Origin of the sequence: Lysobacter koreensis (assembly GCF_042677045.1) — a bacterium.
GTDB classification, from domain to species: Bacteria; Pseudomonadota; Gammaproteobacteria; order Xanthomonadales; family Xanthomonadaceae; genus Lysobacter_K; species Lysobacter_K koreensis.
The window spans coordinates 264,901-288,869 of sequence record NZ_JBHTIH010000002.1 but is presented as its reverse complement, the minus strand read 5'-3'; the positions used below and the strand labels follow the sequence as shown (position 1 = coordinate 288,869).

Here is a 23,969-nt window from a genome sequence, read left to right as displayed (position 1 = left end):
CGCGGCCGGCCCAGTGGGTCAGTTTAGCGCAGGGTCCACACCTGCCTGCGGACCGCCATCCAGCGCGGCCCGCAGCGGCGCGAGGAACGCGCGGGCCGCGGCGGCCGGGTCGGCCGCACCGTCCAGCGCGGCCACCAGGGCGCTGCCGACGACCACGCCATCGGCCTGGCGGGCCATCGCTGTCGCACTTGCGGCGTCCTTGATGCCGAACCCGGCGACCACCGGCACCGCGCTGCGCGCGCGGATCATCTGCAGGCGTTCGCTGGCGGCGCCGGTGTCGAGCTGGTCGCCGCCGGTGACCCCGGCGAAGCTCACGTAGTAGAGGTAACCCGCGGCATCGGCGCACAGTTGCGCGATGCGCTCGTCGGAGGTGGTCGGCGCGGCCAGCAGGATTAGCGCCAGGCCGGCGGCCGCGAAGGCGACGCGGAACTCGCCGGATTCCTCCGGCGGCAGGTCGACCAGCAGCACGCCGTCGACGCCGGCGGCCACGGCCTCGGTCGCGAAGCGCTGCGCGCCCCGGATTTCCACCGGGTTGAGGTAGCCCATCAGCACGACCGGGGTGTCGGCGTCGGATACGCGGAAGCGGCGCACCGTCTCGAACACGTATTCCCGCCCCGCCCCTCGAGCCAGCGCGCGCTCGGAGCTGCGCTGGATGGTCGGGCCGTCGGCCATCGGGTCGGAAAAGGGAACGCCCAGTTCGATCACATCGGCGCCGGCCTCGACCAGCGCGTGCATCACCGGCACGGTGGTTTCCAGCGACGGGTCGCCGGCGGTGATGAACGGCACCAGCGCCTTGCGGCCGCTGGCCTTGAGCTGGGCGAAACGGGTGTCGAGTCGGTTCATCACAGTGCTTTTGTCCCCCAAGAGGACTTCCTTTGGGCGTAGGAGCGGCTTCAGCCGCGAGCCTTTTTGTAGCAGATCAACAGATCGCGGCTGAAGCCGCTGCTACAAGTGCAGGCCTTCGCGCGCGGCGATGGTGTGCACATCCTTGTCGCCGCGCCCGGACAGGTTGCACAGCACGATCGCGTCCCTGGGCAGCTCGCGCGCGAGCTTCGCCGCCTGCGCGAGCGCGTGGCTCGACTCCAGCGCCGGCAGGATGCCCTCGGTACGCGCCAACTGGTGGAACGCCGCCATCGCCTCGTCGTCGCTGACGCCGACGTACTGCGCGCGGCCGGTGTCCTTGAGGAACGCGTGCTCGGGGCCGACCCCGGGGTAGTCCAGGCCGGCGGACACCGAATGGGTCTCGATGATCTGGCCGTCGTCGTCGCACAGCACGTAGGTGCGGTTGCCGTGTAACACGCCCGGGCGGCCGGCCGCGAGCGAGGCGGCGTGGCGGCCGCTGGCGATGCCCTCGCCCGCCGCCTCGGCGCCGACGATGCGTACGCCGGGGTCGTTGAGGAACGCGTGGAAGATGCCGATCGCGTTGCTGCCGCCGCCGACGCAGGCGGTGACCGCGTCGGGCAGGCGACCGTACTCGGCCAGCATCTGCGCGCGCGCCTCGCGGCCGACGATCGCGTTGAAGTCACGGACCATGCGCGGGTACGGATCGGGACCGGCGACGGTGCCGATGATGTAGAACGTGTCGCGCACGTTGGTGACCCAGTCGCGCATCGCCTCGTTGAGCGCGTCCTTGAGCGTCGCCGAACCGCTGGTGACCGGCACCACGGTCGCGCCGAGCAGCTGCATGCGGTAGACGTTGATCTTCTGGCGCTCGATGTCGGTCGCGCCCATGTAGACCACGCATTCCAGCCCGAGGCGCGCGGCCACCGTGGCCGACGCCACGCCGTGCTGGCCGGCGCCGGTTTCGGCGATGATCCGGGTCTTGCCCATGCGGCTGGCGAGCAGCGCCTGGCCGATGGTGTTGTTGATCTTGTGCGCGCCCGTGTGGTTCAGGTCCTCGCGCTTGAGCAGGATGCGCGCGCCGCCGACTTCGCGGCTCAGCCGCTGCGCGAAGTAGATCGGGCTCGGACGGCCGACGTAGTGCGCCAGGTCGCGGTCGACCTCGGCGATGAAGGCCGGGTCGACGCGGGCGGCGTCATAGGCCGCGGCCAGTTCCTGCAGCGGCCCCATCAGCGTTTCGGCGACGAAGCGGCCGCCGAAGCGGCCGAAGTGGCCGGCCGCGTCCGGGTAGGCGTGAAAATCGAGGGGTTGTTCGGAGGACATGCGACCGGATCGTGGAAGAAGGGGAAGTCGCGCCGCCAGCGCGACGTGGAGGCACAGTCTAGGGCAAGCCTGATTCGGCCAAGCCTGACGAGCGCCGAGCCCGGTCCGCGTGCCGTAGCGCGGCGCCTGCGCCCACCGCCACGCCGGCGGGGACGCCCACGCTCAGTCGTTGTGGCAATCGGCGCGCCGCACCTGCTCGACGAAGTGGCGCATCTTGTCGCCGTCCTTCAGGCCGGGCGCGGTTTCGATGCCGCTGGACACGTCCACGCCCCAGGGCAGGGTCGCGCAGATCGCATCGAACACGTTGTCGGGGGTCAGGCCGCCGGCGAGCATGAACGGCTTGTGCATGCCGGTTGGCACCCGCGACCAGTCGAATGCGCGGCCGCTGCCGCCGGCCTCGCCCTCGGCGTGGCTGTCGAACAGGAACCCGGATGCTGTCGGGTAGCGCCGGTGCAGGTCCAGCGCATTGCCTGCATTGGGGTCGCCCATCGCGACGGCCTTCATGTACGGCAAGCCGAAACCGCGGCAGAACGCGTCGTCTTCGCCGCCATGGAACTGCAGCAGGCTGGGCCGCACGTGGCGGATCACCTCGCGGACCTCCTCGACCGGGTTGTCCATGAACAACGCCACCGCATCCACCAGGGGCGCGAGCGCGTGGCGCATAGCGCGGGCTTCCTCGGCCTCGACCCGGCGCGGGCTCTTGGGCGCGAACACGAACCCGATAGCGTCGACGCCCAGCTCGCTGGCCAGGCGCACGTCACCCGGCCGGGTCAGGCCGCAGAATTTGATGCGGGTGCGGAACAGGGTGCGGTTCATCGTGGCTGGTCCAAGGCAGGGGTGGTCACCGGGGTGAGTCGGCGTCGGCGGTCACAGCGTGACCTCGGCGGGAAGCTGCCATTGTGCGGGGTAGCGTGGGCCAAGGAACACCAGCCCGGCCGATGGTGCGGTCGGCCCGGCGACCGTGCGGTCGCGGCCGGCGAGCAGCTCGCCGACCCAGCCCTCGTGCTGCTCGCCGCGCCCGACCGGCAGCAGGCTGCCGACGATGTTGCGGACCATGTGGTGCAGGAAGGCGTTCGCCTGGACCTCGATCGCGACCACGTCGCCGTCGCGGCGCACGCTGATGTGCTGCAGGTCGCGGCGGGCGTGCGGCGCCTGGCAGTGCACGGTGCGGAACGCGGAGAAGTCGTGCTCGCCCAGCAACGCCTGCGCGGCGCGGTGCATCGCGTCGGCGTCGAGCGGCTTGCGCTCCCAGCTTAAATATTGCCGCTCCAGCGCCGGGCGCACGGTGCGGTTGAGGATGCGGTAGCGGTAGCGGCGCGCACGCGCTGAGAAGCGCGCATGGAAATCCGCCGCGACCGGGAGGCACCAGCGCACGCACACCGCCGGGGGCAACCGCGAGGTGGTGCCTAGCATCCAGCCGCGCGGGTCGCGCTGCGCCGGTCCATCGAAATGCACGACCTGCGCGGCCGCGTGCACGCCGGCGTCGGTGCGGCCGGCGCAGACGACCTCGGTCGGGCGCCCGGCGACGAAAGACAGGGCTTCCTCGAGGGAGGCCTGGATCGTCGGTTCGCCGCGAAGATCGGGCTCTCCCGGCTTGCTGAGCCGCTGCCAGCCGGAAAAACCGCTGCCGTCGTACTCGATGCCCAGCGCGTAGCGGCGAAGAACCACCTCGCCGTCCGCCGGTTGCGGGACCAACACCGCCTACTCCAGTTCGCGCAGCATCCGCGTCGCTTGCTGGCGGGTGGCATGGTCGCCGTTGACGGCCACTTCGCTGAGCAGCTGGCGCGCACTGTCGCGGTCGCCGAGGTCGAGGTAGGCCTGGGCCAGCTCGAGACGCTCCGCAGCGGCGGCATCGCTGACCGGTAGCGGCGCGGCCGGCGGAGCATCCATGCGGGCTGCGCCGCCGGTGTGCCAGGCCGGTGCGGCGGCGGGCGCGGCCACGCGGCCACCGGACATCTGGCTGCGTTCGCGACGATCCCAGAACGGCAACGGGTCGGTCTCGGCTGCCGACGCCGGCTCAGATGCAGATGCAGATGCAGATACAGGCGCGGGCTTCGCGGCCGGCGCGGGTGCGGGCGGCGTCTTCGGTGCAGGGACCACCGTCAGCGCCGGTACCGCAACTGCCGCCGGGGTTGCCGGGGCTGCCATTCGCGCGCCGTCGGCTGCCGGTTCCGGCGCTGACGGGAAGGCGGCCGCCAGCGGCGACGGCGCGGTGTGGGGCACCCGGAAACCCGGCTTTGGCTTGCTGCGGCCGCGCATCCACCAGCCGCCGACCAGCATGACCAGCAGCAGTCCCGCGCCGCCGAACACCCACGGCAGGGTCGAATCGTTCGTGGTCGCGGTGGCGGGCGGTGGCGTCGCAGGCGTCGCCTGCGACGTCGCCAGGCGCTGTTGCGCGGCCGCCAGCTCGCTGTCTTTCAGTGCCATCAGCTGCTGCTGATCGGCCTGCAGCTTCTCCAGGTCGGCGATCCGGCTCTTGAGTTCCTGCAGCTCCGCGTCACGTGCGGCCAGGGATTCCTTGGTCTCTTGCAGTTCCTGTCGCAGCATCTTGCCCTCGCCGCCGGCGTTGATACCGGATTGTGTTCCTGCCCGCATCGCCCGGCTGGCGCCGGGTGGAGCAATCTCGAGCCGCGCGCCGCCGCTGCGCGGCGCGCTGGCGTTGCCTGCCATGGTCGATGCCTTGCTGCTGGCCGAGTCCGCGCTCGCGGCGCTCGCCGGCTGCGGCACCGCACGACGCGCGTCGCGCCATTGCCGGACCTGGCCGCGCACGATCTCGCTGGCCTGTGCCGCGTCGATCGCCGTCAGCGCATCGCTGTCGGGCACGCGCAGCACCGCGCCCTGCTTCAACTGGTTGAGATCGCCGCCGATAAAGGAGTCCGGATTCGCGCGCAGCAGCGCGACCATGGTCTGGTCAAGGCTGGCGCCGCCGACGTCGAGGCGGCCGGCGACCTGCGACAGCGATTCGCCGCGCTTGACCGGGCCGTATTCGTTGCTGGGTGCGGCCGCTGGCGCCTGCGGCGTTGCTGCCGGCACCGGGGTCGGGGGCACGCCGATCGTGGTGTCCGGGGCGCGGCTCGGCGCCGGCTGGGTGGCGATCGGCGTGGCATTGGCGGACGGTGGCGGGAATGATTGGACCGGCCGTTCGATCACGTTCGGCGGGGCCACCACCGGCGCCTGGATCGCCGGCTGCGACGGCGCCGACACGGTCTGCGGGGTATCGATCAGCGCCGAGTACTCGCGCACCAGGCGCCCCTGCCCCCAGTCGACCTCGACCAGGAAGGTCAGCAGCGGCTGGGTGACCGGCTCGGCGCTGGTGACGCGGATCACCGGACTGCCTGAGTTGTCCAGCGCCACCGTGAATTGCAGCCCGGAGACGATGCCCTGCGGCGGCTGCAGGCCGACGCGGGTGAAAGTATCAGGCGACGCCAGCCGCGCCTGCAGCTGCTCCAGTTCGGCCGGGTCGTTGGACACGATCGGGATTTCGGCCAGCAAAGGCTGCCCGGACCGCGACTTCACGTCGATCTGCCCGAGGCCGAGCGCGGCCGCGGTGCTGCTGGCCAGAGCCAGCGCGATTGCCAACGCCATCTTCAACGATGGATGCCGCGTGCAGTGCTTCACAGTCCATCCCATAACAATCCCCTGACGGCGACTCTAGCGGTCGCCGCGCCCCATGCGCAATCCAATGGCGTCGCGGTTCAGGCTTCGCGCAGCACGAGTTCGGCCAGCTGGACCGCGTTCAGGGCAGCGCCCTTGCGGATGTTGTCGGCCACCACCCACAGGTCCAGCCCGCGCGGATGCGAGATGTCCTCGCGGATGCGGCCGACGTACACCGGGTCGTTGCCCGAGGCGTGGGTGACCGGCGTCGGGTAGCCGCCGCCGACCTGCTCGTCGACCACCTCGACACCCGGCGCCTTCTCCAGCAGCGCGCGTGCCTGCGCCGCGGTGATCTTCTCGCGGGTCTCGATGTGCACCGCCTCGGAGTGGCCGTAGAACACCGGCACCCGGACTACGGTCGCATTCACCCCGATCGAGTCGTCGCCGAGGATCTTGCGGGTCTCCCAGACCAGCTTCATCTCCTCGCTGGTGTAGCCGTTGTCGAGGAAGTCGCCGCCGTGCGGAATCACGTTGAACGCGATCTGCACCGGATACACCTCCGGCTCGACCTCGCGGAAGTTGAGCATGCCGGCGGTCTGCTTGCCGAGCTCCTCCAGCGCACGGCGACCGGTGCCGGACACCGACTGGTAGGTGGCAATGTTGATGCGTTCGATCCCGACCGCGCGGTGGATCGGCGCCAGCGCGACCATCAGCTGCATGGTCGAGCAATTGGGGTTGGCGATGATCCCGCGCGGGCGGTTGCGTGCCGCCTCCGGGTTCACTTCGGCAACCACCAGCGGCACGTCGTCGTCGCCGCGGAACACCGAGGAGTTGTCGATCACCACCGCGCCGGCGGCGGCGAACTTAGGTGCGTACTCCTTCGAGATGCTGCCGCCGGCGGAGAACAGCGCGATGTCGACCCCGGTCGGGTCGAACGTGGCCAGGTCCTGCACCACCAGCTGTCGGGCGCCGTATTCGAGCTTCTCGCCGGCCGAACGCTCGCTCGCCAATACGTGCAGGGTGCCAACCGGGAACTGGCGTTCGGCCAGGATTTTCAGCAGGGTCTCGCCGACGGCGCCGGTGGCACCGACGATGGCTACGGTGACGGTCTTGCTCATATGTTGCGTGTCCTTGGACTGGAGCGAATGGCGGGTAGCGCCCGATTGTGCGCGAACCCGCCCCGCGGGAATGAGGGGCCGGATGCAACGATGGTGCGACGCAGCTGCAACGGTCTCGCCCAACCCAAACCCGGGCGCGCGGCTGGCCGCTATCGTTTGCCGCCGGCCTGGGGTTCGAGTTCGGAGCCGGCTTCGACCGCGACGGACGGCACCCGCGGCGACACCGTGCCGACATCGCCGCACTGCGCGCGATGGCGCAGCGCCTGGTCGATCAACACCAGCGCCACCATCGCCTCGCAGATCGGGGTGGCGCGGATGCCGACGCACGGATCGTGGCGGCCGGTGGTGACCACTTCAACGGTGTTGCCGTGGATGTCGAGGCTGTCGACCGGCAGGCGCAGGCTCGAGGTCGGCTTGAACGCGACCGAGCAGCGCAGCTGCTGGCCGGAACTGATTCCGCCGAGGATGCCGCCGGCGTGGTTCGAGGCGAAGCCGTCAGGCGCGATATGGTCGCGGTGCTCGCTGCCCTTCTGCGCGACGACCGCGAAGCCGTCGCCGATCTCGACGCCCTTGACCGCATTGATGCTCATCAGCGCCGCGGCCAGCTCGCCATCCAGCTTGCCGTAAACCGGCTCGCCCCAGCCCGGCGGCACGCCGTCGGCGACCACGTCGACGCGCGCGCCGACCGAATCTCCGGACTTGCGCAACGCGTCCATGTAGCTTTCCAGCGCGGGTACCTGCGCAGCGTCGGGCCAGAAGAACGGGTTGTCCTCGACCACCGACAGGTCGTAGCCATGCGGCACCACTTCGCCGATCTGCGCCAGGTAGCCCTGCACGCGCACGCCGTGCTTTTCGGCCAGCCACTTCTTGGCGATCACGCCGGCGGCCACGCGCATCGTGGTCTCGCGCGCGCTGGCGCGCCCGCCGCCGCGCGGGTCGCGGATGCCGTACTTGTGCCAGTAGGTGTAGTCGGCGTGCCCCGGCCGGAACTGCTCGGCGATCTGTGCGTAATCCTTGCTGCGCGCATCCACGTTGCGGACCAGCAGCGCGATCGGGGTACCGGTGCTGACGCCTTCGTAGACGCCGCTGAGGATCTCGACCTCGTCGGCCTCGTGGCGGGCCGAGGTGTGGCGGCTCTTGCCGGTGGCGCGGCGGTCGAGGTCGTGGCGGAAATCCTCCGGCGCGATCGCGATCCCCGGCGGGCAGCCGTCAACCACACAGCCGATCGCCGGTCCGTGGCTTTCGCCGAAGGTGGTGACGCGGAACAGCTGTCCGAAGGTGTTCATCTATCCAATCAACCGCGCGCGTCGGCCAGTGCCTGGATCTTGTCGTGGTGCTCGACCAGGTCGGCACGCTCGACCACGAAGATGCCCATCTGCCCGACCTTGAACTCGACCCAGGCCAGCGGCAGTTCCGGCAGCAGCGCGACCAGCGCCTGTTCGGCCTCGCCGACCTCGCAGATCAGCACGCCGTCCTCGCTCAGGTGCTCGGGCGCGTCGCGCAGGATCCGCAGCGCCAGGTCGAGGCCATCGAAACCGGCGCGCAGGCCCAGGTCGGGCTCGTGCGCGTACTCGGGCGGAAGCGCATCGGTCTCGTCGTTGGTGACGTACGGCGGATTGGTCACGATCAGGTCGTAGACCTCGCCCTGCAGGCCGCCGAACAGGTCGGACTTGCGCAGGGTGACGTTGTCCGCGTGCAGGCGCGCCTTGTTCTCGGCGGCCAGCGCCAGCGCGTCGTCGTTGATGTCGGCGCCATCTACCTGCCAGTCCGGGTGGTAGTGACCGGTGGCGATCGCGATGCAGCCCGAGCCGGTGCACAGGTCGAGCACGCGGTGGACCTCGCGGCCGCCGAGCCACGGCTCGAAGCCCGACTCGATCAGCTCGGCGATCGGCGAACGCGGCACCAGCGCGCGGGGGTCGCTCTTGAAGCTGAGGCCGGCGAACCACGCCTCGCCGGTCAGGTACGCGGCCGGGATGCGCTCGGCGATGCGGCGCTCGAACAGGGCCAGCACGCGGGCCTTCTCGTCGCTGGTGACGCGCGAGGCGCCGTACACCGGGCTGAGATCGTGCGGCATGTGCAACGCGTGCAGCACCAGCTGGGTCGCCTCGTCGAGGGCGTTGTCGTAGCTGTGGCCAAAGGTCAACCCGGCCGCGCCGAAGCGGCTGGCGCCATGGCGGATCAGGTCGACGATGGTGAGTTGTTCGAAGATGACGGAGTCGGCAGACACGGCGGTTCCAGCACGGCGCAAGGCGGCCATTATAGGGGCCGCCCCGCCACCACGGCCTGCGGCAGGCGCGGCCGGTATCATGCGCGCACGTCGAACCCGGGATCGTCATGCTCACTCGCACCACCGCCATCATCCTTGTCGCCGCGTTGGCCGCCGCCCTCGGGCTGTGGGCGTCGCGGCACTACTTCGGCCAGGCCGGCGGCTCGGCGTGGCCGGCGACCCAGGCGGTGCAGCTGTTCGATCCGCCGCGCGAACTGCCGGCGTTCTCGCTGCGCCAGTCCGATGGCACGCCGCTGGTCCCGGGCGAGCTCAAGGGCCACTGGACGCTGGTGTTCCTCGGCTTCACCCATTGCCCCGACGTCTGCCCGACCACGCTGGCGCAGATGGCGCAGGCGCAAAAGCAGTGGGCCGCGATCCCCGAGTCGACGCGGCCGCGGCTGCTGTTCGTGTCGGTCGACCCGGAACGCGACAATCCGGACCGGATCGGCGAGTACGCGCACGCGTTCCACCGCGACACCCTGGCCGCCACCGCCGACGTGCCGGCGCTGGAGCAGTTCGCGCGTTCGCTGAGCATGGTGTTCGCCAAGGTGCCGGCCGCCGAGGGCGTGCCGGCCGACCAGTACACGCTCGACCACAGCGCCGGGATGGTGCTGCTGGATCCACGAGGGCGCATGTCGGGCGTGGTGCAGCCACCGTTCGATCCGAAGGCGATCGGCGCCGACCTGATTTCCCTGACCAAGGCGGCGACCCCGTGAGCCTGATCACCACCCTCACCTACCTGCTGCCGCACCGGGCGATGTCGTCGCTGGCGCGCAAGCTCGCCTACTCGACCCATCCGCGCACCAAGCAGTGGCTGATCGACACGGTGACGCGCAAGTTCGGCGTCGACCTGTCCGAAGCCGAGCAGCCCGACCCGACCGCGTACCCGAGCTTCAACGCGTTCTTCACCCGCGCCCTAAAGCCCGGCGCGCGCGTTGCCGAGCCGGACGCCAATGCCCTGCTGATGCCCGCCGACGGCCGCATCAGCGAGTGCGGGCACATCGGCCGCGCCGACGAGGGCGTGCTGCACGAGGACGCCAGCCATATCTTCCAGGCCAAGGGCCACGGCTTCACCACCGCCGAGCTGCTCGGCGACGAAACCGCCGCGCACGCCTTCGAGGGCGGCGTGTACGCCACCGTCTACCTGTCGCCGAAGGACTACCACCGCGTGCACATGCCGTGGACCGGCCGCCTGCGCGAGACCGTGCACGTCCCCGGCCGCCTCTTCAGCGTCGGCCCGGACGCGGTCGGTACGGTGTCGAAACTGTTCGCGCGCAACGAGCGCCTGGTCTGCCACTTCGACACCGATTTCGGGCCGATGGCGGTGGTGATGGTCGGCGCGCTGCTGGTGTCGGGCGTGGAGACGGTGTGGGGCGGCGTCGAGATCCCGCCCTACGGCGGCCCGGTCACGGTCAAGGACTACCGCGGCGAGCACATCGTGCTCGAGCGCTTCGCCGAGATGGCGCGCTTCAACTACGGCTCGACCGTGATCGTGCTGCTGCCGCGCGGCGTGGCGGAGCTGGCACCGGCGCTGTCGGCGCAGGTGGCGGTGAGGCTGGGCGAGCGGCTGGCGACGCGGATCGGCTGACGCGTCGGCGGGTTGAAACCCGCCCTGCAATCCGGCCGTCGTAGGGCGGGTTTTAACCTGCCTTCCGGATAGTGAGGAATTGTTGGGCGGGATGGGTCGCGCACCGCCCAACCCATCCGCCTTGGCAAGCCTAGTTGCGGCAGCCCGCCAACTTGAGCTGCTGCCCCGGCTGGATGGTGAAGCGCGGCGCGGCGATGCCATTGGCCTTGGCCAGCACGCCCATGTCGCACTCGAACTTCTGCGCGATCGAGGTCAGGGTCTCGCCGCCCTGCACCTGGTAGTCGCGCGTGGACAGTGGCGCGGGCTTGCCGGTCGCCACGGTGGTGGTGACGGCACCGGCGGCCGGCACGAATGTCGACACCGGCGGCTCCACCGTCTCGACCGGCCCCATCCGCACTATCGCCGACTGCGGGTCGCTGAGCACCAGCGTGCGCGCCAGCTCGGCGCGCGGCCCCTGCGTGCACCAGCGGTTGTACAGGCCGGTCATCTTGGTGGTGACGTTGAGCGCGGTGCCGGCCGGCAGGAAGCTGTCGGCCTCGTAGCGAGGATTGAGGTTGCGCAGCACGCGCATGTAGCCGTCGCGGGTGCCACCGTTGCCCATGCAGATGGTCAGCTGGTAGATCGACGACGGCTTCGTCAGGCGCAGCGTCGCCGGGCGCGCGTCGACGCGCGGGAAGCTCAGGCCGTACTCCTTCGGGTGCAGGTACAGCCACGCCGCAGCGATCACCATCGGCACGTAGTCGCGGGTTTCCGGCGGGAACTGGCTGTAGACGTCGGCATCCCAGAAATTGCGGCCGCCGCTGTCGCGGAACACGCGCGCGGCGCGGCCCTCGCCACCGTTGTAGGCCGCCAGCGACATCTCGATGTTGTTGTTGAGCGAGGCGAAGCGTTCGTTGAGGTAACTCGCCGCCGCATCGGCCGAGGCGCGCGGGTCGTAGCGGGTGTCGAAGCCGGTACCGTCCGGCCCCAGGCCGAAGCGGCGACCGGTCGCGGGCATGAACTGCATCGGCCCGACCGCGCCGGCACGCGAGCCGACGTGCACCTTGCCGTTGGATTCCTTGGCCATGATCCCGAACAGCAACGCCTCGGGCAGGCCGTTGCGCTGGAACGCCGGCGACATCAAGTGGCGCATGTACTGGTAGTTCTCGTGGCTCTGGATCAACGCCACGCGCATGTCGGTCAGCCAGCGGCGGATGCCGGCCTGCACCGCCGGGTTGTACTGCACCATCTTCACGAAACGCTGGCCGTCGGGGCTCAGCAACGCGGCGGCACCGGCAGCGGCCGGCACGTCGCTGGCCGCATCGATCGGCTCGGCCACCAGGGTGGTGTCTCCGTCGTCACCGCCTTGCGCATCGGCATCGGCTTTGAGCAGCCGCTTGAACGCCGCCAACTGCGTCGCGACCGAGCAGCCGCGCTGCTTGCCGCAGGCGGCGATGACGTCCTCCATGTCCTCCAGCGCCGAATCGGCCTGGCGCTGGCCGTCGGGGTCGGCATTGCGGACCTGCACCATCGCCTCGCGATACTTGCCCTCCGCGCTCGCCATGCGCTGGTTCAACGCGTCGACCGCAGCCTGATCGCGACGCGAGAGCGCGTTGGCATCCAACGGCGCGATCAGCAACAGCAGCAGGGCCAGCGGGGCGAAAGCTCCGGGAAAACGAGCGGATCGGGACATGGAAGGCAACGACGACGGGGGAGCTGCAGGGTAGCCCCGTCGCGCAAAAAGGGGCAAGCCGTCACGCGCAGTCGCGGCCGGCAGGTGGCGTGGCGTTCATCTGGCGAATTTCACTTTCGCGTCATCCCGAGCGCAGCGAAGGACTTGCCGTACGCCTGGCGCCCCACACGACAGTTGCCCCCACTGCGCTCGCGACCGCATGTGATGGCGCGTGCTGGAGCGGCGGAGCACGCGACAGACGTTCGCGCGCTTCCCCGCATAGAATCGGCCACACCTATCGACGGATGCAGACATGGACCCGAACGCGCTCGCGATCCTCCTCGGCAAGGCGGTCACCACGCCCGGGGCGCTGCCCGAGACGCAGGGCAAGGTGTTCCTGCAGGCCAAGCTCGGTAATCGCCACGGCCTGGTCGCCGGCGCCACCGGCACCGGCAAGACCGTGACGCTGATGACGCTGGCCGAGGGCTTCTCGCGAATCGGCGTACCGGTGTTCATGGCCGACGTGAAGGGCGACGTCGCCGGGTTGGCCGTAGCCGGCACGCCCAACGAGAAGCTGCAGGCGCGCATCGCCGAGATCGGCATCGACGACTACACCCACGAAGGCAGTCCGGCGGTGTTCTGGGACCTGTTCGGCAAGCTCGGCCACCCGGTGCGCACCACGGTCAGCGAGATCGGTCCGACCCTGCTGTCGCGCATCCTCGAGTTGAACGACACCCAAGCCGGCGTGCTCGACATCGTGTTCAAGCTCGCCGATGACCGCGGCCTGCTGCTGCTTGATCTGAAGGACCTGCGCGCCCTGCTCGCCCTGGTCGGCGAGGAGCGCAAGACCATCTCGACCGCGTACGGGCTGGTCAGCACGCCGTCGATCGGCGCGATCCAGCGCGCGCTGCTGCGGCTGGAATCGGAGGGCGGCGACGTGTTCTTCGGCGAGCCGGCGCTCGAGTTGGCCGACATCATGCGCACCACCACGAATGGCCGCGGCGTGATCAACATCCTCGCCGCCGAGACCCTGATCCTGAAGCCGCGGCTGTATTCCAGTTTCTTGTTGTGGCTGCTCTCGGAGCTGTTCGAGACGCTGCCGGAAGTGGGCGACCTCGACAAGCCCAAGCTGGTGTTCGTGTTCGACGAGGCGCACCTGCTGTTCGAGGACGCACCGCCGGCGCTGCAGCAACGCGTCGAGCAGGTGGTGCGGATCATCCGTTCCAAGGGCGTGGGCGTGTACTTCTGCTCGCAGTTCCCCGACGACGTGCCCGACGACATCCTCGGCCAACTCGGCAACCGCGTGCAGCACGCGTTGCGCGCGTTCACGCCGCGCGACCAGAAGGCAGTTCGGGTCGCGGCGGAGACCTTCGTCGCCAACCCGGCGCTGGACGTGGCCGAAGCCATCTCCAAGCTGGGCACCGGCGAGGCGCTGGTCTCGACGCTCCAGGACAAGGGCGTGCCGATGCCGGTGGAGCGCACCTTGATCGCGCCGCCGCGCTGCCGCATGGGCGCGATCACCGAAGCCGAACGCGCGCAGGTGCGTGCCGGCAGCCCGGTCGGCGCCAAGTACGACGCCACGGTCGATCGCGAGTCCGCGTCCGAAATGCTCGCCAAGAAGGTTGAAACCGTGGCCGAACAAGCCAAAGCGCCGCCGGCCAAGACGCGAGAACAGGACGACGCCGAACCAGGCGGCATCGGCCAATCGGTCAAGGACGCCGTGTTCGGCACCAAGCGCCGCCAGGGCATGGTCGAGACCATGGCCAAGCAGGCCGCGCGCACGGTCGGCAGCCAGATCGGCCGGCAGATCCTGCGCGGCGTGCTCGGCGGCATCTTCGGCGGTCGCCGCTAGACTCGCTGCTTCTCGCGAATATGTCCCCCCAACGTGTTTCCCACCTACCGGAGTCTTTACGGATGAAGTTGAAACTGCTCGCCCTCGCCTGCCTCGCCACCCTCGCCATCGCCGGCTGCAAGCCGCAGCCCCCGGCCGAACCCGCGGCCCCCGCCGCTGCCCCCGCGCCGGCCGAGGTTGCCGCGCCCGCGGTCGCCGACGCCCCAATCGAGTTCAGCCAGAAAGCGTTCGCCGGCTCCTTCAGCGGCGCCGACACCAAGCTGATGCTGGCCGCCGACGGCAGCTACCAGATCGCCGAGACCCACCAGGGCGAGAAGAAGGGCGACGGCACCTGGACCGCCGAGGAAAACGGCAAGCGCGTGCGCCTGGACCCGAACAGCAAGAGCGAGGAAGACCGCCTGTACGAGATCGTCGGCAACGACGAGATCCGCCTGCTCGGCAAGGACGGCCAGCCGGCCGCCAGCGGCCCCAGCCTGAAGCGCGACGCCGCGGCAAAGTAAGCCGACCGGCGCATCGCAGTACCGGAAAGTGGCCCGCGACCCGGGCCACTTTTTTTTGTGCCTGCCATGCCAGGCTTGATCGACGCGGCGACGCGGGATCGCGCCTTGATCGCTGCCGCGGCGTTTGGCATAAGTCCCTTCCATTCCTTCCGAATCCGCGCATGAGCCGTTGGCGCCCGCCCGCAGAACACAGCACCGCGTTGATCACGCGCGAGGGCCACGCCCGCCTGAAGGCCGAGCTCGAGGAGTTGTGGCGGGTGCGCCGCCCGGAGGTGGTCAAGGCGCTCGCCGCTGCCGCCGCCGAGGGTGACCGCTCCGAGAACGCCGAATACACCTACCGCAAGAAGCAGCTGGGCGAGATCGACCGGCGCGTGCGCTACCTCAGCAAGCGGCTGCCGGCACTGCGCGTGGTCGAGACCGCGCCGACCGACCCGGAGGCGGTGTACTTCGGCGCGCGCATCGAGGTCGAGAACCTCGCCAGCGGCGACAGCCAGCGCTACCGCATCGTCGGCCCCGACGAGACCGACGCCAGGCTGGGCTGGATCAGCATCGATTCGCCGCTGGCGCGGGCCATGCTGAAGAAGCGCCTCGACGACGAGTTCGAAGCCACCCTGCCCGGCGGCCCGCAGCGCTTCGTGATCGTCGATGTGCGCTACACCGACTGAGCGCCCGTTGATGGCGCAGGCGCGGATCCAGATACGGCGGGCGACGAGCGACGACGCAGCGGCGATAAGCGCCCTGACCTCGCGGCTGGCGCTGCGCCACATCGTTCCGGATTGCAGCGCCGCCGGTGCCGCCCGGCTGCTCGCATCGATGGACGCGGCCGCGACCGGCACACGCCTGCGCGGCGACCATCGCGCCTGGGTGGCCATCGATGCCGAGGTCCATGCGCTGGTCGCGATACTCGTGCTGCGCCCGCCGCACCACCTGTACCACCTGTTCGTCGCCGACGACTGGCAAGGGCGAGGCTTGGCGCGACGGTTGTGGGCGCAGGCGCGCACCGTGCTGCTGGCCGAAGGCGTCGGCATGGTCACGGTCAACGCCGCGCGCGGCGCGGTGCCGGCTTACAAGAAGCTGGGTTTCCACCGCCACGGGCAAGCCACTGGCGACAACGACATCCCGTCGCTGCCGATGCAGTGGCTAGCAGCAGACCACGCCGGCGGGCAGTGCCCGCGCGCGGCGGGACCCGATCAAGGCGATTGCGCGGACTGTCCGCGCTGGTCGGCCGCGGTCACCGAGCGCGCGCTGCGCTCGACATCCAGCAACCGCGTCGGGTTGGGCGCTTGTTCCATGTACACCGGCACGACCGGGCGCGACAGGCGTTCGGGGGGCGCGTACACGTAGACCTCCTCGCCGGTGTCGAGCTTGACCACGTCGCCGTGCTCGACCAGCAGTTCGCCGCGGCCGAAGTCCCAGCTGATCCGGCTGCTGTCGTGCCGCAGCGTCGGGCTGTACTGCTCGCACACCAGGTTGAACAGGCGCATGCGCTGCTGAGAGTTGTCGTATTGGTAGCGGTAGTGCGCGAGGGTCGCGGTGTCGGTGCCGGTCAGGTCGTCGACGCTGAGCACGCCGCTTTTGAACGCCAGCGTGACCGGCAGTTGCGCCGGCAGGTCCAGCGCCGCCTCGCCGATCACGCGACGACCGATCGGCACGTCGCGCTCGCCAGCGGCGATCACGCCGAGCACGCGCGAGTTTTGGTCGCCCGCCACGTAGACCGTGTCGGTGCGGCCATCGCCGGTCACGTCGGCGTCGAGACGCGCTTCGACCTGCAGGTTGCCCAGGTAGGCGAGCAGGTCAGCGTCGCTGAGCGTGCTCGTCGGTTCGCGCGCGCCGGCGTCCACCATCGGCGCCAGCACCAGGCACCACGCCACCGCCCATTTCATGCGACCTCCCGCGACGGGCGTTCGCGTCGGTCAGGCGACCTCGCCGTAGAGGTCGTGCTCGTCGCTGCCCATGATCCTTACTGACGCGAAGTCGCCGGGCTTGAGGCCAGCCTCGGCGCCGTCCTGGATCTGAACGAGGCCGTCGATTTCCGGCGCATCGGCCATCGAACGCGCGATCGCCAGCTCGCCGTCGAGCGCGTCGACCAGGCAGCGCTGCACCGTGCCGACCTTGGCTTCGAGCTTGGCGGTGGAGATCTCGGCCTGGCGCTCCATGAAGCGTGCCAGCCGCTCCTGTTTGACCTCGTCCGGCACCGGGTCGGGCAGCGCGTTGGCCTGGGCGCCATCGACCGGTGAATAGGCGAACGCGCCGACGCGGTCCAGCTGCGCCTCGTCGAGGAAGTCGAGCAGTTCCTCGAACTCGGCCTCGGTCTCGCCCGGGAAACCGACGATGAAGGTGCTGCGGATCGTGATGTCCGGGGCGATGCCGCGCCAGCGCGCGATGCGCTCCAGCGTCTTGTCGACCGCGCCGGGCCGCTTCATCAGCTTGAGCACGCGCGGGCTGGCGTGCTGGAAGGGGATATCGAGGTACGGCAGGATCTTGCCGTCCGCCATCAATGGGATGATGTCGTCGACGTGCGGGTACGGGTAGACGTAGTGCAGGCGCGTCCACAGGCCCAGCTCGCCCAGGCCTTCGCACAACGCCTTCATGCGCGTCTGGTACGCCTTGCCGCGCCATTCGCGCTCGGCGTACTTCACGTCGACGCCGTAGGCCGAGGTGTCCTGCGAGATCACCAGCAGTTCCTTGACCCCACCCATCGCGAGCTTCTCGGCCTCGCGCAGCACCTCGTCGACCGGGCGCGACACCAGGTCGCCGCGCATCGACGGGATGATGCAGAAGCTGCAGCGGTGGTTGCAGCCTTCGGAAATCTTCAGGTAGGCGTAGTGCTTCGGCGTCAGCTTGAGGCCGTAGTCGGGCAACAGGTTCACGAACGGGTCGTGGCGCGGCGGCAGCGCCGCGTGCACCGCGCTCATCACGCTGCCGTAGTCCTGCGGGCCGCTGATCGACAGCACGTCCGGGTGCGCGGCGCGGATCTGCTCGGGCTTTTTGCCGAGGCAGCCGGTGACGATGACCTTGCCGTTCTCGGCGATGGCCTCGCCGATCGCGTCCAGCGATTCGGTCACCGCCGAATCGATGAAGCCGCAGGTGTTGACCACCACCACGTCGGCAGCGTCGTACGTCTGCACGATGTCGTAGCCCTCCACGCGCAGCTGGGTGAGGATGCGCTCGGAATCGACCAGCGCCTTCGGGCAGCCGAGGCTGACGAAGCCGACTTTGGGGTTGGCAAGGGACATGAATGCGACCGTGAAAGAAGAAACCCGCCGGCGCCGCCGGAGGGGCGCGAATTATAGCCGCGGGGCTAGAATCAACTCCGGTATTCAGGTCCCCAAGCTGAACCCGCCTTCAACCTGAACGGAGCCGCGATGAGCCATTGGATCGATATCGATACCGCACACGGCCCGATCCGCGGCTGGCGCGCCGATCCCGCCGGGCCGTCGCGGGGCGCGGTGGTGGTGATCCAGGAGATCTTCGGGGTCAACGCGCACATCCGCGGCGTCACCGAGCGGTTCGCCGCGGCCGGGTTCGAGGCAGTGGCCCCGGCCCTGTTCGATCCGGTCGAGCGCGGGGTCGAACTGGGCTACGACGCCGCCGGCATCGCCCGCGGCCGCGAACTGGTCGCTGAACTGGGCTTCGAGCGCGCCACCTTCCTGGTCGGCGCAGCGGCCAAGGTGTTCCAGTCCGAAGGCCTGCGCACCGGCGCGGTCGGGTTCTGCTGGGGCGGCAGCCTCGCGTTCCTCGCCAACACCCGGCTCGGCTTGCCGGCGGTCAGCTACTACGGCGCACGCACCGTGCCGTTCCTCGACGAACCGCTGCGCGCGCCGATGCTGTTCCATTTCGGCCAGCGCGACGCCAGCATTCCGCCCGAGGCGATCGCCGCACACCGCGCAAAGCACCCGGACGCCACGATCCACCTCTACGACGCCGGCCACGGCTTCAACTGCGACCAGCGCGCCGACTTCGCGCCCGCCGCCGCCGCCCTCGCCTGGCGGCGCACCACCGACTTCCTCGCCGAGGCTTTGCAATGAGCACGCACGTGCCCAAGACCGGCTGGCACCTGCACCCGCAGCTGGCGCAGGACACCCATCCGCTCGCCCAGTTCGCGCTGTGCGAGCTGCGGCTGATGGACGATGCCAACCACCCGTGGCTGATCCTGGTGCCGCGCGTGGATGGCGCGGTCGAACTGGTCGACCTGGACGAGGACCAGCAGGCGCAGCTGACCCGCGAGGTCGCCACCACGAGTCGCGCGCTGCAGGCGGCGTTCAAGCCGTTCAAGCTCAACGTCGCCGCGCTCGGCAACCTGGTGCCGCAACTGCACGTGCACGTGATCGCGCGCTTCCAGGACGACATCGCCTGGCCGCGCCCGGTCTGGGGCATGGCCACCGCGTTGCCGTACTCGCCCGACGAACTGGTACGCCGCATCCAGCGCCTGCAGGCTGTCCTGGCGACGTGAGCGGCCACGTGCCGCCGGCTGCTATTGAGCCACTCGCGGACGACGCCTGGCTGGTGCAGCTGGGCAGCACAATCGATGACACCACGAACGCGCGCGTGCATGCGCTGGCGGCACGGCTGCGCGCAGCGCGCCCGCCGTGGCTGCGCGACCTGGTGCCGGCCTACACCAGCCTCGGCGTGTTCTTCGACCCGGACCTGATCGACCCCGACGCGGTGCGCGACGCCGTGCTGCAAGGACTCTACGCCTCGGACAGCCGCGCCGATGCCGCGGTCGCCGCCGGACGCACGATCGAAATCCCGGTCGCCTACGGCGGCGCGTTCGGTCCCGACCTGCTCGACGCGGCCGGCGAACTGGGAATCCCGTCCGACGCCCTCGTGCAGCGTCACGCCGCGGCGACCTACACGGTGGCGATGATCGGCTTCGCACCGGGGTTCCCGTACCTGTCCGGGCTCGACCCGGCCCTGGCGCTGCCGCGGCTGGCGACGCCGCGCACGCGGGTGGCCGCCGGCAGCGTCGCGATAGGCGGCGCGCAGACGGGCATCTACCCGCGCGAAAGCCCCGGCGGCTGGCGCCTGCTCGGGCGCACGCCACTGCGGCTGTTCGATCCGTTGCGCGCGGCCCCGGCGCTGTTGGCCCCCGGTGACCGCGTGCGCTTCCGGGCGATCGACGAGGCCGAGTTCATGCGCCTGTCGGAGCACGGCGCATGAGCCTGCGCGTGCTTGCGCCGGGCCCGCAGACCACGGTCCAGGACCTGGGCCGCGAAGGCTGGCGCCACCTCGGCGTGGCCCGCGCCGGGGCGCTGGATCCGCGCCTGGCGATGCTCGCCAACCGCCTGGTCGGCAATGCCGCGGCCGCCGCGGTGCTGGAAATGACCTTGCAGGGCCCGAGCCTGGAACTGGTGCAGCCGCTGCGCGTCGCGCTGTGCGGCGCGGTCGTGGCGGCGCGGTTCGAACCCGCGGCTGGCGAACCGATTCCGATTCCAAGCGGACGCCCGGTCGACCTGCCGCGCGGCATCCTGCACGTGGGCGCGTTGGCGGGCGGCGCCCGTGCTTGGCTCGCGATCGCCGGCGGAATCGACGTCGCGCCGGTGCTGGGCAGCCGCAGCACCGACCTGCGCGGCGGCTTCGGCGGGGTCGAAGGCCGTGCGCTGCAGCGCGGCGATGCGCTGCCGCTCGGCGCGGCCCCGGCCTTGGACTGCAGCGCACCACGCATTCCGGGCTGGTGGATCGACCCCGACTTCGACGTGGCCCGTGATGCGCCGATCCGCTACCGGCCCGCGTCCCACGCAGCAACCGCGCTCGCCGAGCGTCGCTGGCGCGTGGGCGCGCGCAGCAACCGGCAAGGCCTGCGGCTGGAAGGCGATGCACTCGACGCGCTGGCCGGCGACGGCATTTCCGCGGCGGTCGCGCCAGGCACGATCCAGCTACCGGCGGACGGGCAACCGATCGTGCTGCTGGCCGACGCGCAGACCGTCGGCGGCTACCCGCGGCTGGGCCACGTGATCGCCGCCGACCTGCCGCGGCTCGCGCAACTGCGACCCGGCGACGCCCTGCGTTTCCAGGCCTGCGATGCCGAAACCGCGGCCCGCGCGGCTTGCTCTTGGCGCGCACGGCTGGCCAGAATCGAACTGGCGATCGAGGAGCGGTTTACATGAATCTCCTGCAATGAATGCTTCCGTGCCCATCCGCCGCATCGACTTCAACTGCGACCTCGGCGAAGGCTGCGGCGACGATGCCGCGATCATTCCGTTCATCAGTTCCGCGAGCATCGCCTGCGGCGCCCATGCCGGCGACGACGCCAGCATGCGCGCGACCTTGCGGCTGTGCCGCGTGCACGGGGTCGCCGCCGGCGCGCACCCGGGCTACGCGGACCGCGCGCACTTCGGGCGCCGCGAAACCGCGCTGTCGCGCGACGACATCGGCGCGCTTCTCGGCGCGCAGCTCACGCGCCTGGCCGCCATCGCACGCGACGAAGGCGTGCCGCTGGTGCACGTGAAACCGCACGGCGCGCTCTACAACCTGGCCGCGCGCGAGCGCGACGTCGCCGATGCAATCGCGGCGGCGGTCGCCCGGTTCGATCCGTCGCTGGTGCTGTTCGGCCTGTCCGGCTCGCAGCTCACCGCGGCCGGCAGCGCGGCGGGGCTGCAGGTCGCACACGAGGTGTTCGCCGAGCGCGGCTACGGCAGCGACGGCCAATTGCTGGCGCGCGGCACGCCCGGCGCGGTGCTGGAGACGCTGGACGATGCGATCGCGCAGGCGCGGCAACTGGCGACCTCAAACAGCCTGACCGCGCACGACGGCAGCACGTTGCGGCTGCGCGCCGACACCCTCTGCCTGCACGGCGACCGTGCCGATGCTGCCGCGTTCGCACGCGCGCTGCGCGCCGCGCTGCAGGCCGACGCCATCCACATCCTCCCCATCGGAGCGCCTGCATGAACTACTGGCCCCTGCTCGGCGTCGCCGCGGTCGTGCTCGGCTTCGTGCTGCGCCTCAACCCGGCGATGGTGGTGGTCGCCGCCGGATTCGTCACCGGTTTCGCCGCCGGGCTCACGCCGCTGGACGTGCTCGAAGTGCTCGGCACCGCATTCACCGAGAAGCGCTACCTGCTGCTGTTCCTGCTGACCCTGCCGGTGATCGGCCTGCTCGAACGCCACGGCCTGAAGGAGCACGCGCAGGCCTGGGTCGCGCGCCTGCGCGGGGCGACGATGGGCCGGCTGCTGATCGCCTACCTGCTGATGCGCCAGTTCGCGGCCGCGCTCGGCCTGACCAGCCTGGGCGGCCACCCGCAGACGGTACGGCCATTGCTGGCGCCGATGGCCGAGGGCGCGGCCCAGACCCGCCACGGCGAGCTGCCCGAGGACGAACGCGAGCGGATCCGCGCGATGGCCGCCGGCACCGACAACGTCGGCCTGTTCTTCGGCGAGGACATCTTCATCGCGTTCGGCGCGGTGCTGCTGATCCAGGGCTTCATGAGCGAGAACGGCATCGTGCTGGAGCCACTGCAGATCGCGCTGTGGGGCATCCCGACCGCGATCTGCGCGTTTGGGATCCATGCCTTCCGCGTGCTGCGTTTCGAGCGCCAGCTCGCGCGTCGCGTGGCGGCGGGCACCGTGGACGACGCCGCGTCCGGCACGCCGAAACCATGATCAGCCTGACCTACGTCTACTGGCTGCTCGGCGCCTACCTGGCGGCCCTGGCGTGGCGCGGCTGGCGCGACCTTGGCAACCCGCGCCGGCACACCACCGCGCTGTTCTGGGGCTTGCTGGCGCCGACGCTGTTCGTCGCCGAACACCTGCCGACAAAGCTGGTCGGCGCGATCGTGGTGCTGCTGGCGTTGCTGGCCGGCCTCGGCGGCCTACGCATGGGGCGCTACGCGCAGAGCGATGCCGAGGAAAAACATGCCGAAGCCCGGCGCCTGGGCAACCGCCTGTTCTGGCCGGCGCTGCTGATCCCGGCGGTGACCCTGGTCGGCGCGCTCGGCCTCAAGCGCGTGTCGCTCGGTGGCCCGCCGCTGCTGGATCCGGCCAACGTCACCCTGGTGTCGCTGGCGATCGCCTGCGTGGTCGCGCTCGCCGCCGCGTGCCGGCTGACCCGGCAGACCCCGTGGAGCGCGGTCGAGCAATCGCGCCGGCTGGTCGATGCGATCGGCTGGGCAGCGCTGCTCCCGTTGCTGCTGGCGACGCTGGGCAGCGTGTTCGAGGCCGCCGGCGTCGGCCAGGCGGTGTCGGGCGTGGTGCGCTCGCTGATCCCGGTCGACAACGCGTTCGTGGTCGTCGCCGCCTACGCGCTGGGGATGGCGCTGTTCACGATCATCATGGGCAACGCCTTCGCCGCGTTTCCGGTGATGACCGCCGGCATCGCTTTGCCGCTGCTGGTGCAGCAGCACGGGGCCGAACCCGCGTCGCTGGCCGCGATCGGCATGCTGTCGGGCTACTGCGGCACGCTGATGACGCCGATGGCGGCGAACTTCAACCTGGTGCCGGCCGCGCTGCTCGAACTCAAGGACCCGTACGGCGTGATCCGCGCGCAATGGCCGACCGGCGCGCTGCTGCTCGCATGCAACGTGTTGCTGATGTACTGGATCGTGTTCCGATGACCGCGCGCTCGCCCAGGGCAAGCTCGCCCAAGCCGCGCCTGCCCGGCGTGCTGCTGGCCGGCTTCGAGCCGTTCGGCGGCGAAACCAGCAACCCGAGCTGGGACGCCGTGCGTGCACTGCATGGGGAACGCATCGCCTCGCACCGGGTCGCCACGTGCTGCCTGCCATGCGAGTTCGGCACCTCGCTGGTCGCCCTGCGCCAGGCGATCGCCGAACTGCAGCCGGCACTGGTGCTGTGCGTCGGCCAGGCCGGCGGCCGCGCGCAACTGTCGCTGGAACGCGTCGCGATCAACATCGACGACGCGCGCATCGCCGACAACGCCGGCGCGCGTCCGATCGACGAACCCATCGCGGCCGACGGCCCCGCGGCCTACTTCAGCGACCTGCCGATCAAGGCCATGCTCGCCGACCTGCGCGCCGCGGGGATTCCCGCCGAGGTCTCGCAGACCGCGGGCACCTATGTCTGCAACCACGTGTTCTACGGGCTGATGCACGCCCTGCACCGCTCCGGGGTGCGCGGCGGTTTCATCCACGTTCCGTTTTCGCCGGCGCAGGCCGCTTATCATCCCGGCGCGGCGAGCCTGCCGATCGACACCGTCAGCGCCGGCCTGCGTATCGCCTTGCGCAGCGCGCTGACCCACGCCACCGACCTGCGCATCGCCGCCGGCGCCGAACACTGAATCCCCCAG

The 23,969-nt window shown here is 70.5% G+C and carries 24 protein-coding genes; 14 read left to right on the top strand and 10 right to left on the bottom strand.

Translation table 11 applies throughout. The features are described from left to right. Positions 1–18: 18 nt before the first annotated feature. The 8 genes from trpA to prmB form a co-directional block, all read right to left on the bottom strand. Positions 19–843, bottom strand: a complete 825-nt coding sequence (gene trpA / locus ACFQZQ_RS01520; protein WP_386810924.1) for a tryptophan synthase subunit alpha — start codon at positions 841–843, stop codon at positions 19–21. Between the two features lie 102 nt (positions 844–945). Further along, positions 946–2,163 carry a tryptophan synthase subunit beta gene (gene trpB / locus ACFQZQ_RS01515; RefSeq protein WP_386810923.1) on the bottom strand — a complete coding sequence of 406 codons (1,218 nt, stop codon included), beginning with the start codon at positions 2,161–2,163 and terminating at the stop codon, positions 946–948. Positions 2,164–2,325: 162 nt separating this feature from the next. Then, entirely contained in the window at positions 2,326–2,979 is a 654-nt protein-coding gene (locus ACFQZQ_RS01510) for a phosphoribosylanthranilate isomerase (protein WP_386810922.1), read from the bottom strand. Positions 2,980–3,030: 51 nt separating this feature from the next. Continuing rightward, the gene (gene truA, locus ACFQZQ_RS01505; RefSeq protein ID WP_386811626.1) at positions 3,031–3,831 is read right to left on the bottom strand and encodes a tRNA pseudouridine(38-40) synthase TruA; all 801 of its coding nucleotides are present in this window, start codon (positions 3,829–3,831) and stop codon (positions 3,031–3,033) included. Positions 3,832–3,864: 33 nt separating this feature from the next. After that, positions 3,865–5,793, bottom strand: coding sequence for a FimV/HubP family polar landmark protein (locus ACFQZQ_RS01500; protein WP_386810921.1), 1,929 nt, complete (start codon positions 5,791–5,793; stop codon positions 3,865–3,867). 65 nt (positions 5,794–5,858) lie between these two features. Then, on the bottom strand, positions 5,859–6,875 hold the full coding sequence (locus ACFQZQ_RS01495; protein WP_386810920.1) for an aspartate-semialdehyde dehydrogenase: 1,017 nt from the start codon (positions 6,873–6,875) through the stop codon (positions 5,859–5,861). 149 nt (positions 6,876–7,024) lie between these two features. Beyond that, a complete protein-coding gene (aroC, locus tag ACFQZQ_RS01490) occupies positions 7,025–8,161 on the bottom strand; it encodes a chorismate synthase (protein WP_386810919.1) in 1,137 nt (378 codons plus the stop codon). An 8-nt stretch (positions 8,162–8,169) separates the two neighbouring features. Further along, a complete protein-coding gene (gene prmB, locus ACFQZQ_RS01485; protein ID WP_386810918.1) occupies positions 8,170–9,132 on the bottom strand; it encodes a 50S ribosomal protein L3 N(5)-glutamine methyltransferase in 963 nt (320 codons plus the stop codon). Between the two features lie 77 nt (positions 9,133–9,209). On the opposite strand from prmB, the gene ACFQZQ_RS01480 reads away from it, so the two are divergent. Together ACFQZQ_RS01480 and asd are read left to right on the top strand one after the other, a co-directional pair. Continuing rightward, a complete protein-coding gene (locus tag ACFQZQ_RS01480; protein WP_386810917.1) occupies positions 9,210–9,857 on the top strand; it encodes an SCO family protein in 648 nt (215 codons plus the stop codon). Continuing rightward, positions 9,854–10,729: an archaetidylserine decarboxylase gene (gene asd / locus ACFQZQ_RS01475; RefSeq protein ID WP_386810916.1), complete on the top strand. Its 876-nt coding sequence runs from the start codon at positions 9,854–9,856 to the stop codon at positions 10,727–10,729. The genes ACFQZQ_RS01480 and asd overlap by 4 nt, the downstream gene beginning before the upstream one ends. Before the next feature lie 130 nt (positions 10,730–10,859). Here the strand turns inward: asd and ACFQZQ_RS01470 are convergent, their stop codons facing one another. Further along, entirely contained in the window at positions 10,860–12,401 is a 1,542-nt protein-coding gene (locus tag ACFQZQ_RS01470) for a transglycosylase SLT domain-containing protein (RefSeq protein ID WP_386810915.1), read from the bottom strand. A gap of 292 nt (positions 12,402–12,693) precedes the next feature. Between ACFQZQ_RS01470 and ACFQZQ_RS01465 the strand changes: the two genes are divergently transcribed. The 4 genes from ACFQZQ_RS01465 to ACFQZQ_RS01450 all read left to right on the top strand — a co-directional run bounded on the left by ACFQZQ_RS01465 (position 12,694) and on the right by ACFQZQ_RS01450 (position 16,076). Beyond that, entirely contained in the window at positions 12,694–14,232 is a 1,539-nt protein-coding gene (locus ACFQZQ_RS01465; RefSeq protein WP_386810914.1) for a helicase HerA-like domain-containing protein, read from the top strand. A gap of 62 nt (positions 14,233–14,294) precedes the next feature. Further along, complete coding sequence (locus ACFQZQ_RS01460; RefSeq protein WP_386810913.1) at positions 14,295–14,732, top strand: copper resistance protein NlpE N-terminal domain-containing protein; 438 nt, start codon at positions 14,295–14,297, stop codon at positions 14,730–14,732. Positions 14,733–14,893: 161 nt separating this feature from the next. Next, positions 14,894–15,397, top strand: coding sequence for a transcription elongation factor GreB (greB, locus tag ACFQZQ_RS01455; RefSeq protein WP_386810912.1), 504 nt, complete (start codon positions 14,894–14,896; stop codon positions 15,395–15,397). A 10-nt stretch (positions 15,398–15,407) separates the two neighbouring features. Then, positions 15,408–16,076, top strand: a complete 669-nt coding sequence (locus ACFQZQ_RS01450) for a GNAT family N-acetyltransferase (protein ID WP_386810911.1) — start codon at positions 15,408–15,410, stop codon at positions 16,074–16,076. Positions 16,077–16,645: 569 nt separating this feature from the next. Here ACFQZQ_RS01450 and rimO read toward each other — a convergent pair. Then, a complete protein-coding gene (gene rimO, locus ACFQZQ_RS01445; protein WP_386810910.1) occupies positions 16,646–17,968 on the bottom strand; it encodes a 30S ribosomal protein S12 methylthiotransferase RimO in 1,323 nt (440 codons plus the stop codon). A gap of 129 nt (positions 17,969–18,097) precedes the next feature. Between rimO and ACFQZQ_RS01440 the strand changes: the two genes are divergently transcribed. The 8 genes from ACFQZQ_RS01440 to pcp are packed head-to-tail and all read left to right on the top strand — an operon-like array spanning position 18,098 to position 23,960. Further along, entirely contained in the window at positions 18,098–18,760 is a 663-nt protein-coding gene (locus ACFQZQ_RS01440; protein WP_386810909.1) for a dienelactone hydrolase family protein, read from the top strand. Continuing rightward, positions 18,757–19,185, top strand: a complete 429-nt coding sequence (locus tag ACFQZQ_RS01435; RefSeq protein WP_386810908.1) for an HIT domain-containing protein — start codon at positions 18,757–18,759, stop codon at positions 19,183–19,185. Before ACFQZQ_RS01440 ends, ACFQZQ_RS01435 begins: the two co-directional genes overlap by 4 nt. After that, positions 19,182–19,892, top strand: a complete 711-nt coding sequence (pxpB, locus tag ACFQZQ_RS01430) for a 5-oxoprolinase subunit PxpB (RefSeq protein WP_386810907.1) — start codon at positions 19,182–19,184, stop codon at positions 19,890–19,892. The genes ACFQZQ_RS01435 and pxpB overlap by 4 nt, the downstream gene beginning before the upstream one ends. After that, positions 19,889–20,839: a 5-oxoprolinase subunit C family protein gene (locus ACFQZQ_RS01425; RefSeq protein ID WP_386810906.1), complete on the top strand. Its 951-nt coding sequence runs from the start codon at positions 19,889–19,891 to the stop codon at positions 20,837–20,839. Before pxpB ends, ACFQZQ_RS01425 begins: the two co-directional genes overlap by 4 nt. A gap of 10 nt (positions 20,840–20,849) precedes the next feature. Then, positions 20,850–21,620, top strand: coding sequence for a 5-oxoprolinase subunit PxpA (locus tag ACFQZQ_RS01420; protein WP_386810905.1), 771 nt, complete (start codon positions 20,850–20,852; stop codon positions 21,618–21,620). Beyond that, positions 21,617–22,330, top strand: a complete 714-nt coding sequence (locus tag ACFQZQ_RS01415; RefSeq protein ID WP_386810904.1) for a DUF969 domain-containing protein — start codon at positions 21,617–21,619, stop codon at positions 22,328–22,330. The genes ACFQZQ_RS01420 and ACFQZQ_RS01415 overlap by 4 nt, the downstream gene beginning before the upstream one ends. Continuing rightward, complete coding sequence (locus ACFQZQ_RS01410) at positions 22,327–23,280, top strand: DUF979 domain-containing protein (RefSeq protein WP_386810903.1); 954 nt, start codon at positions 22,327–22,329, stop codon at positions 23,278–23,280. Before ACFQZQ_RS01415 ends, ACFQZQ_RS01410 begins: the two co-directional genes overlap by 4 nt. After that, positions 23,277–23,960, top strand: a complete 684-nt coding sequence (gene pcp, locus ACFQZQ_RS01405) for a pyroglutamyl-peptidase I (protein ID WP_386810902.1) — start codon at positions 23,277–23,279, stop codon at positions 23,958–23,960. The genes ACFQZQ_RS01410 and pcp overlap by 4 nt, the downstream gene beginning before the upstream one ends. Positions 23,961–23,969: the final 9 nt, after the last annotated feature.

Excerpts from the sequence above, each read along its gene's own strand:
- ACFQZQ_RS01410 (WP_386810903.1), top strand. The coding sequence starts at position 22,327 with ATGATCAGCCTGACCTACGTCTACTGGCTGCTCGGCGCCTACCTGGCG.
- ACFQZQ_RS01465 (WP_386810914.1), top strand. The coding sequence starts at position 12,694 with ATGGACCCGAACGCGCTCGCGATCCTCCTCGGCAAGGCGGTCACCACG.
- ACFQZQ_RS01450 (WP_386810911.1), top strand. The coding sequence starts at position 15,408 with ATGGCGCAGGCGCGGATCCAGATACGGCGGGCGACGAGCGACGACGCA.
- ACFQZQ_RS01495 (WP_386810920.1), bottom strand. The coding sequence starts at position 6,875 with ATGAGCAAGACCGTCACCGTAGCCATCGTCGGTGCCACCGGCGCCGTC.
- trpB (WP_386810923.1), bottom strand. The coding sequence starts at position 2,163 with ATGTCCTCCGAACAACCCCTCGATTTTCACGCCTACCCGGACGCGGCC.
- ACFQZQ_RS01415 (WP_386810904.1), top strand. The coding sequence starts at position 21,617 with ATGAACTACTGGCCCCTGCTCGGCGTCGCCGCGGTCGTGCTCGGCTTC.
- trpA (WP_386810924.1), bottom strand. The coding sequence starts at position 843 with ATGAACCGACTCGACACCCGTTTCGCCCAGCTCAAGGCCAGCGGCCGC.
- ACFQZQ_RS01470 (WP_386810915.1), bottom strand. The coding sequence starts at position 12,401 with ATGTCCCGATCCGCTCGTTTTCCCGGAGCTTTCGCCCCGCTGGCCCTG.
- ACFQZQ_RS01440 (WP_386810909.1), top strand. The coding sequence starts at position 18,098 with ATGAGCCATTGGATCGATATCGATACCGCACACGGCCCGATCCGCGGC.
- ACFQZQ_RS01435 (WP_386810908.1), top strand. The coding sequence starts at position 18,757 with ATGAGCACGCACGTGCCCAAGACCGGCTGGCACCTGCACCCGCAGCTG.
- ACFQZQ_RS01460 (WP_386810913.1), top strand. The coding sequence starts at position 14,295 with ATGAAGTTGAAACTGCTCGCCCTCGCCTGCCTCGCCACCCTCGCCATC.
- ACFQZQ_RS01425 (WP_386810906.1), top strand. The coding sequence starts at position 19,889 with ATGAGCCTGCGCGTGCTTGCGCCGGGCCCGCAGACCACGGTCCAGGAC.
- ACFQZQ_RS01500 (WP_386810921.1), bottom strand. The coding sequence starts at position 5,793 with ATGGGATGGACTGTGAAGCACTGCACGCGGCATCCATCGTTGAAGATG.
- ACFQZQ_RS01420 (WP_386810905.1), top strand. The coding sequence starts at position 20,850 with ATGAATGCTTCCGTGCCCATCCGCCGCATCGACTTCAACTGCGACCTC.
- ACFQZQ_RS01510 (WP_386810922.1), bottom strand. The coding sequence starts at position 2,979 with ATGAACCGCACCCTGTTCCGCACCCGCATCAAATTCTGCGGCCTGACC.
- rimO (WP_386810910.1), bottom strand. The coding sequence starts at position 17,968 with ATGTCCCTTGCCAACCCCAAAGTCGGCTTCGTCAGCCTCGGCTGCCCG.
- greB (WP_386810912.1), top strand. The coding sequence starts at position 14,894 with ATGAGCCGTTGGCGCCCGCCCGCAGAACACAGCACCGCGTTGATCACG.
- ACFQZQ_RS01480 (WP_386810917.1), top strand. The coding sequence starts at position 9,210 with ATGCTCACTCGCACCACCGCCATCATCCTTGTCGCCGCGTTGGCCGCC.
- pcp (WP_386810902.1), top strand. The coding sequence starts at position 23,277 with ATGACCGCGCGCTCGCCCAGGGCAAGCTCGCCCAAGCCGCGCCTGCCC.
- aroC (WP_386810919.1), bottom strand. The coding sequence starts at position 8,161 with ATGAACACCTTCGGACAGCTGTTCCGCGTCACCACCTTCGGCGAAAGC.
- prmB (WP_386810918.1), bottom strand. The coding sequence starts at position 9,132 with ATGGCCGCCTTGCGCCGTGCTGGAACCGCCGTGTCTGCCGACTCCGTC.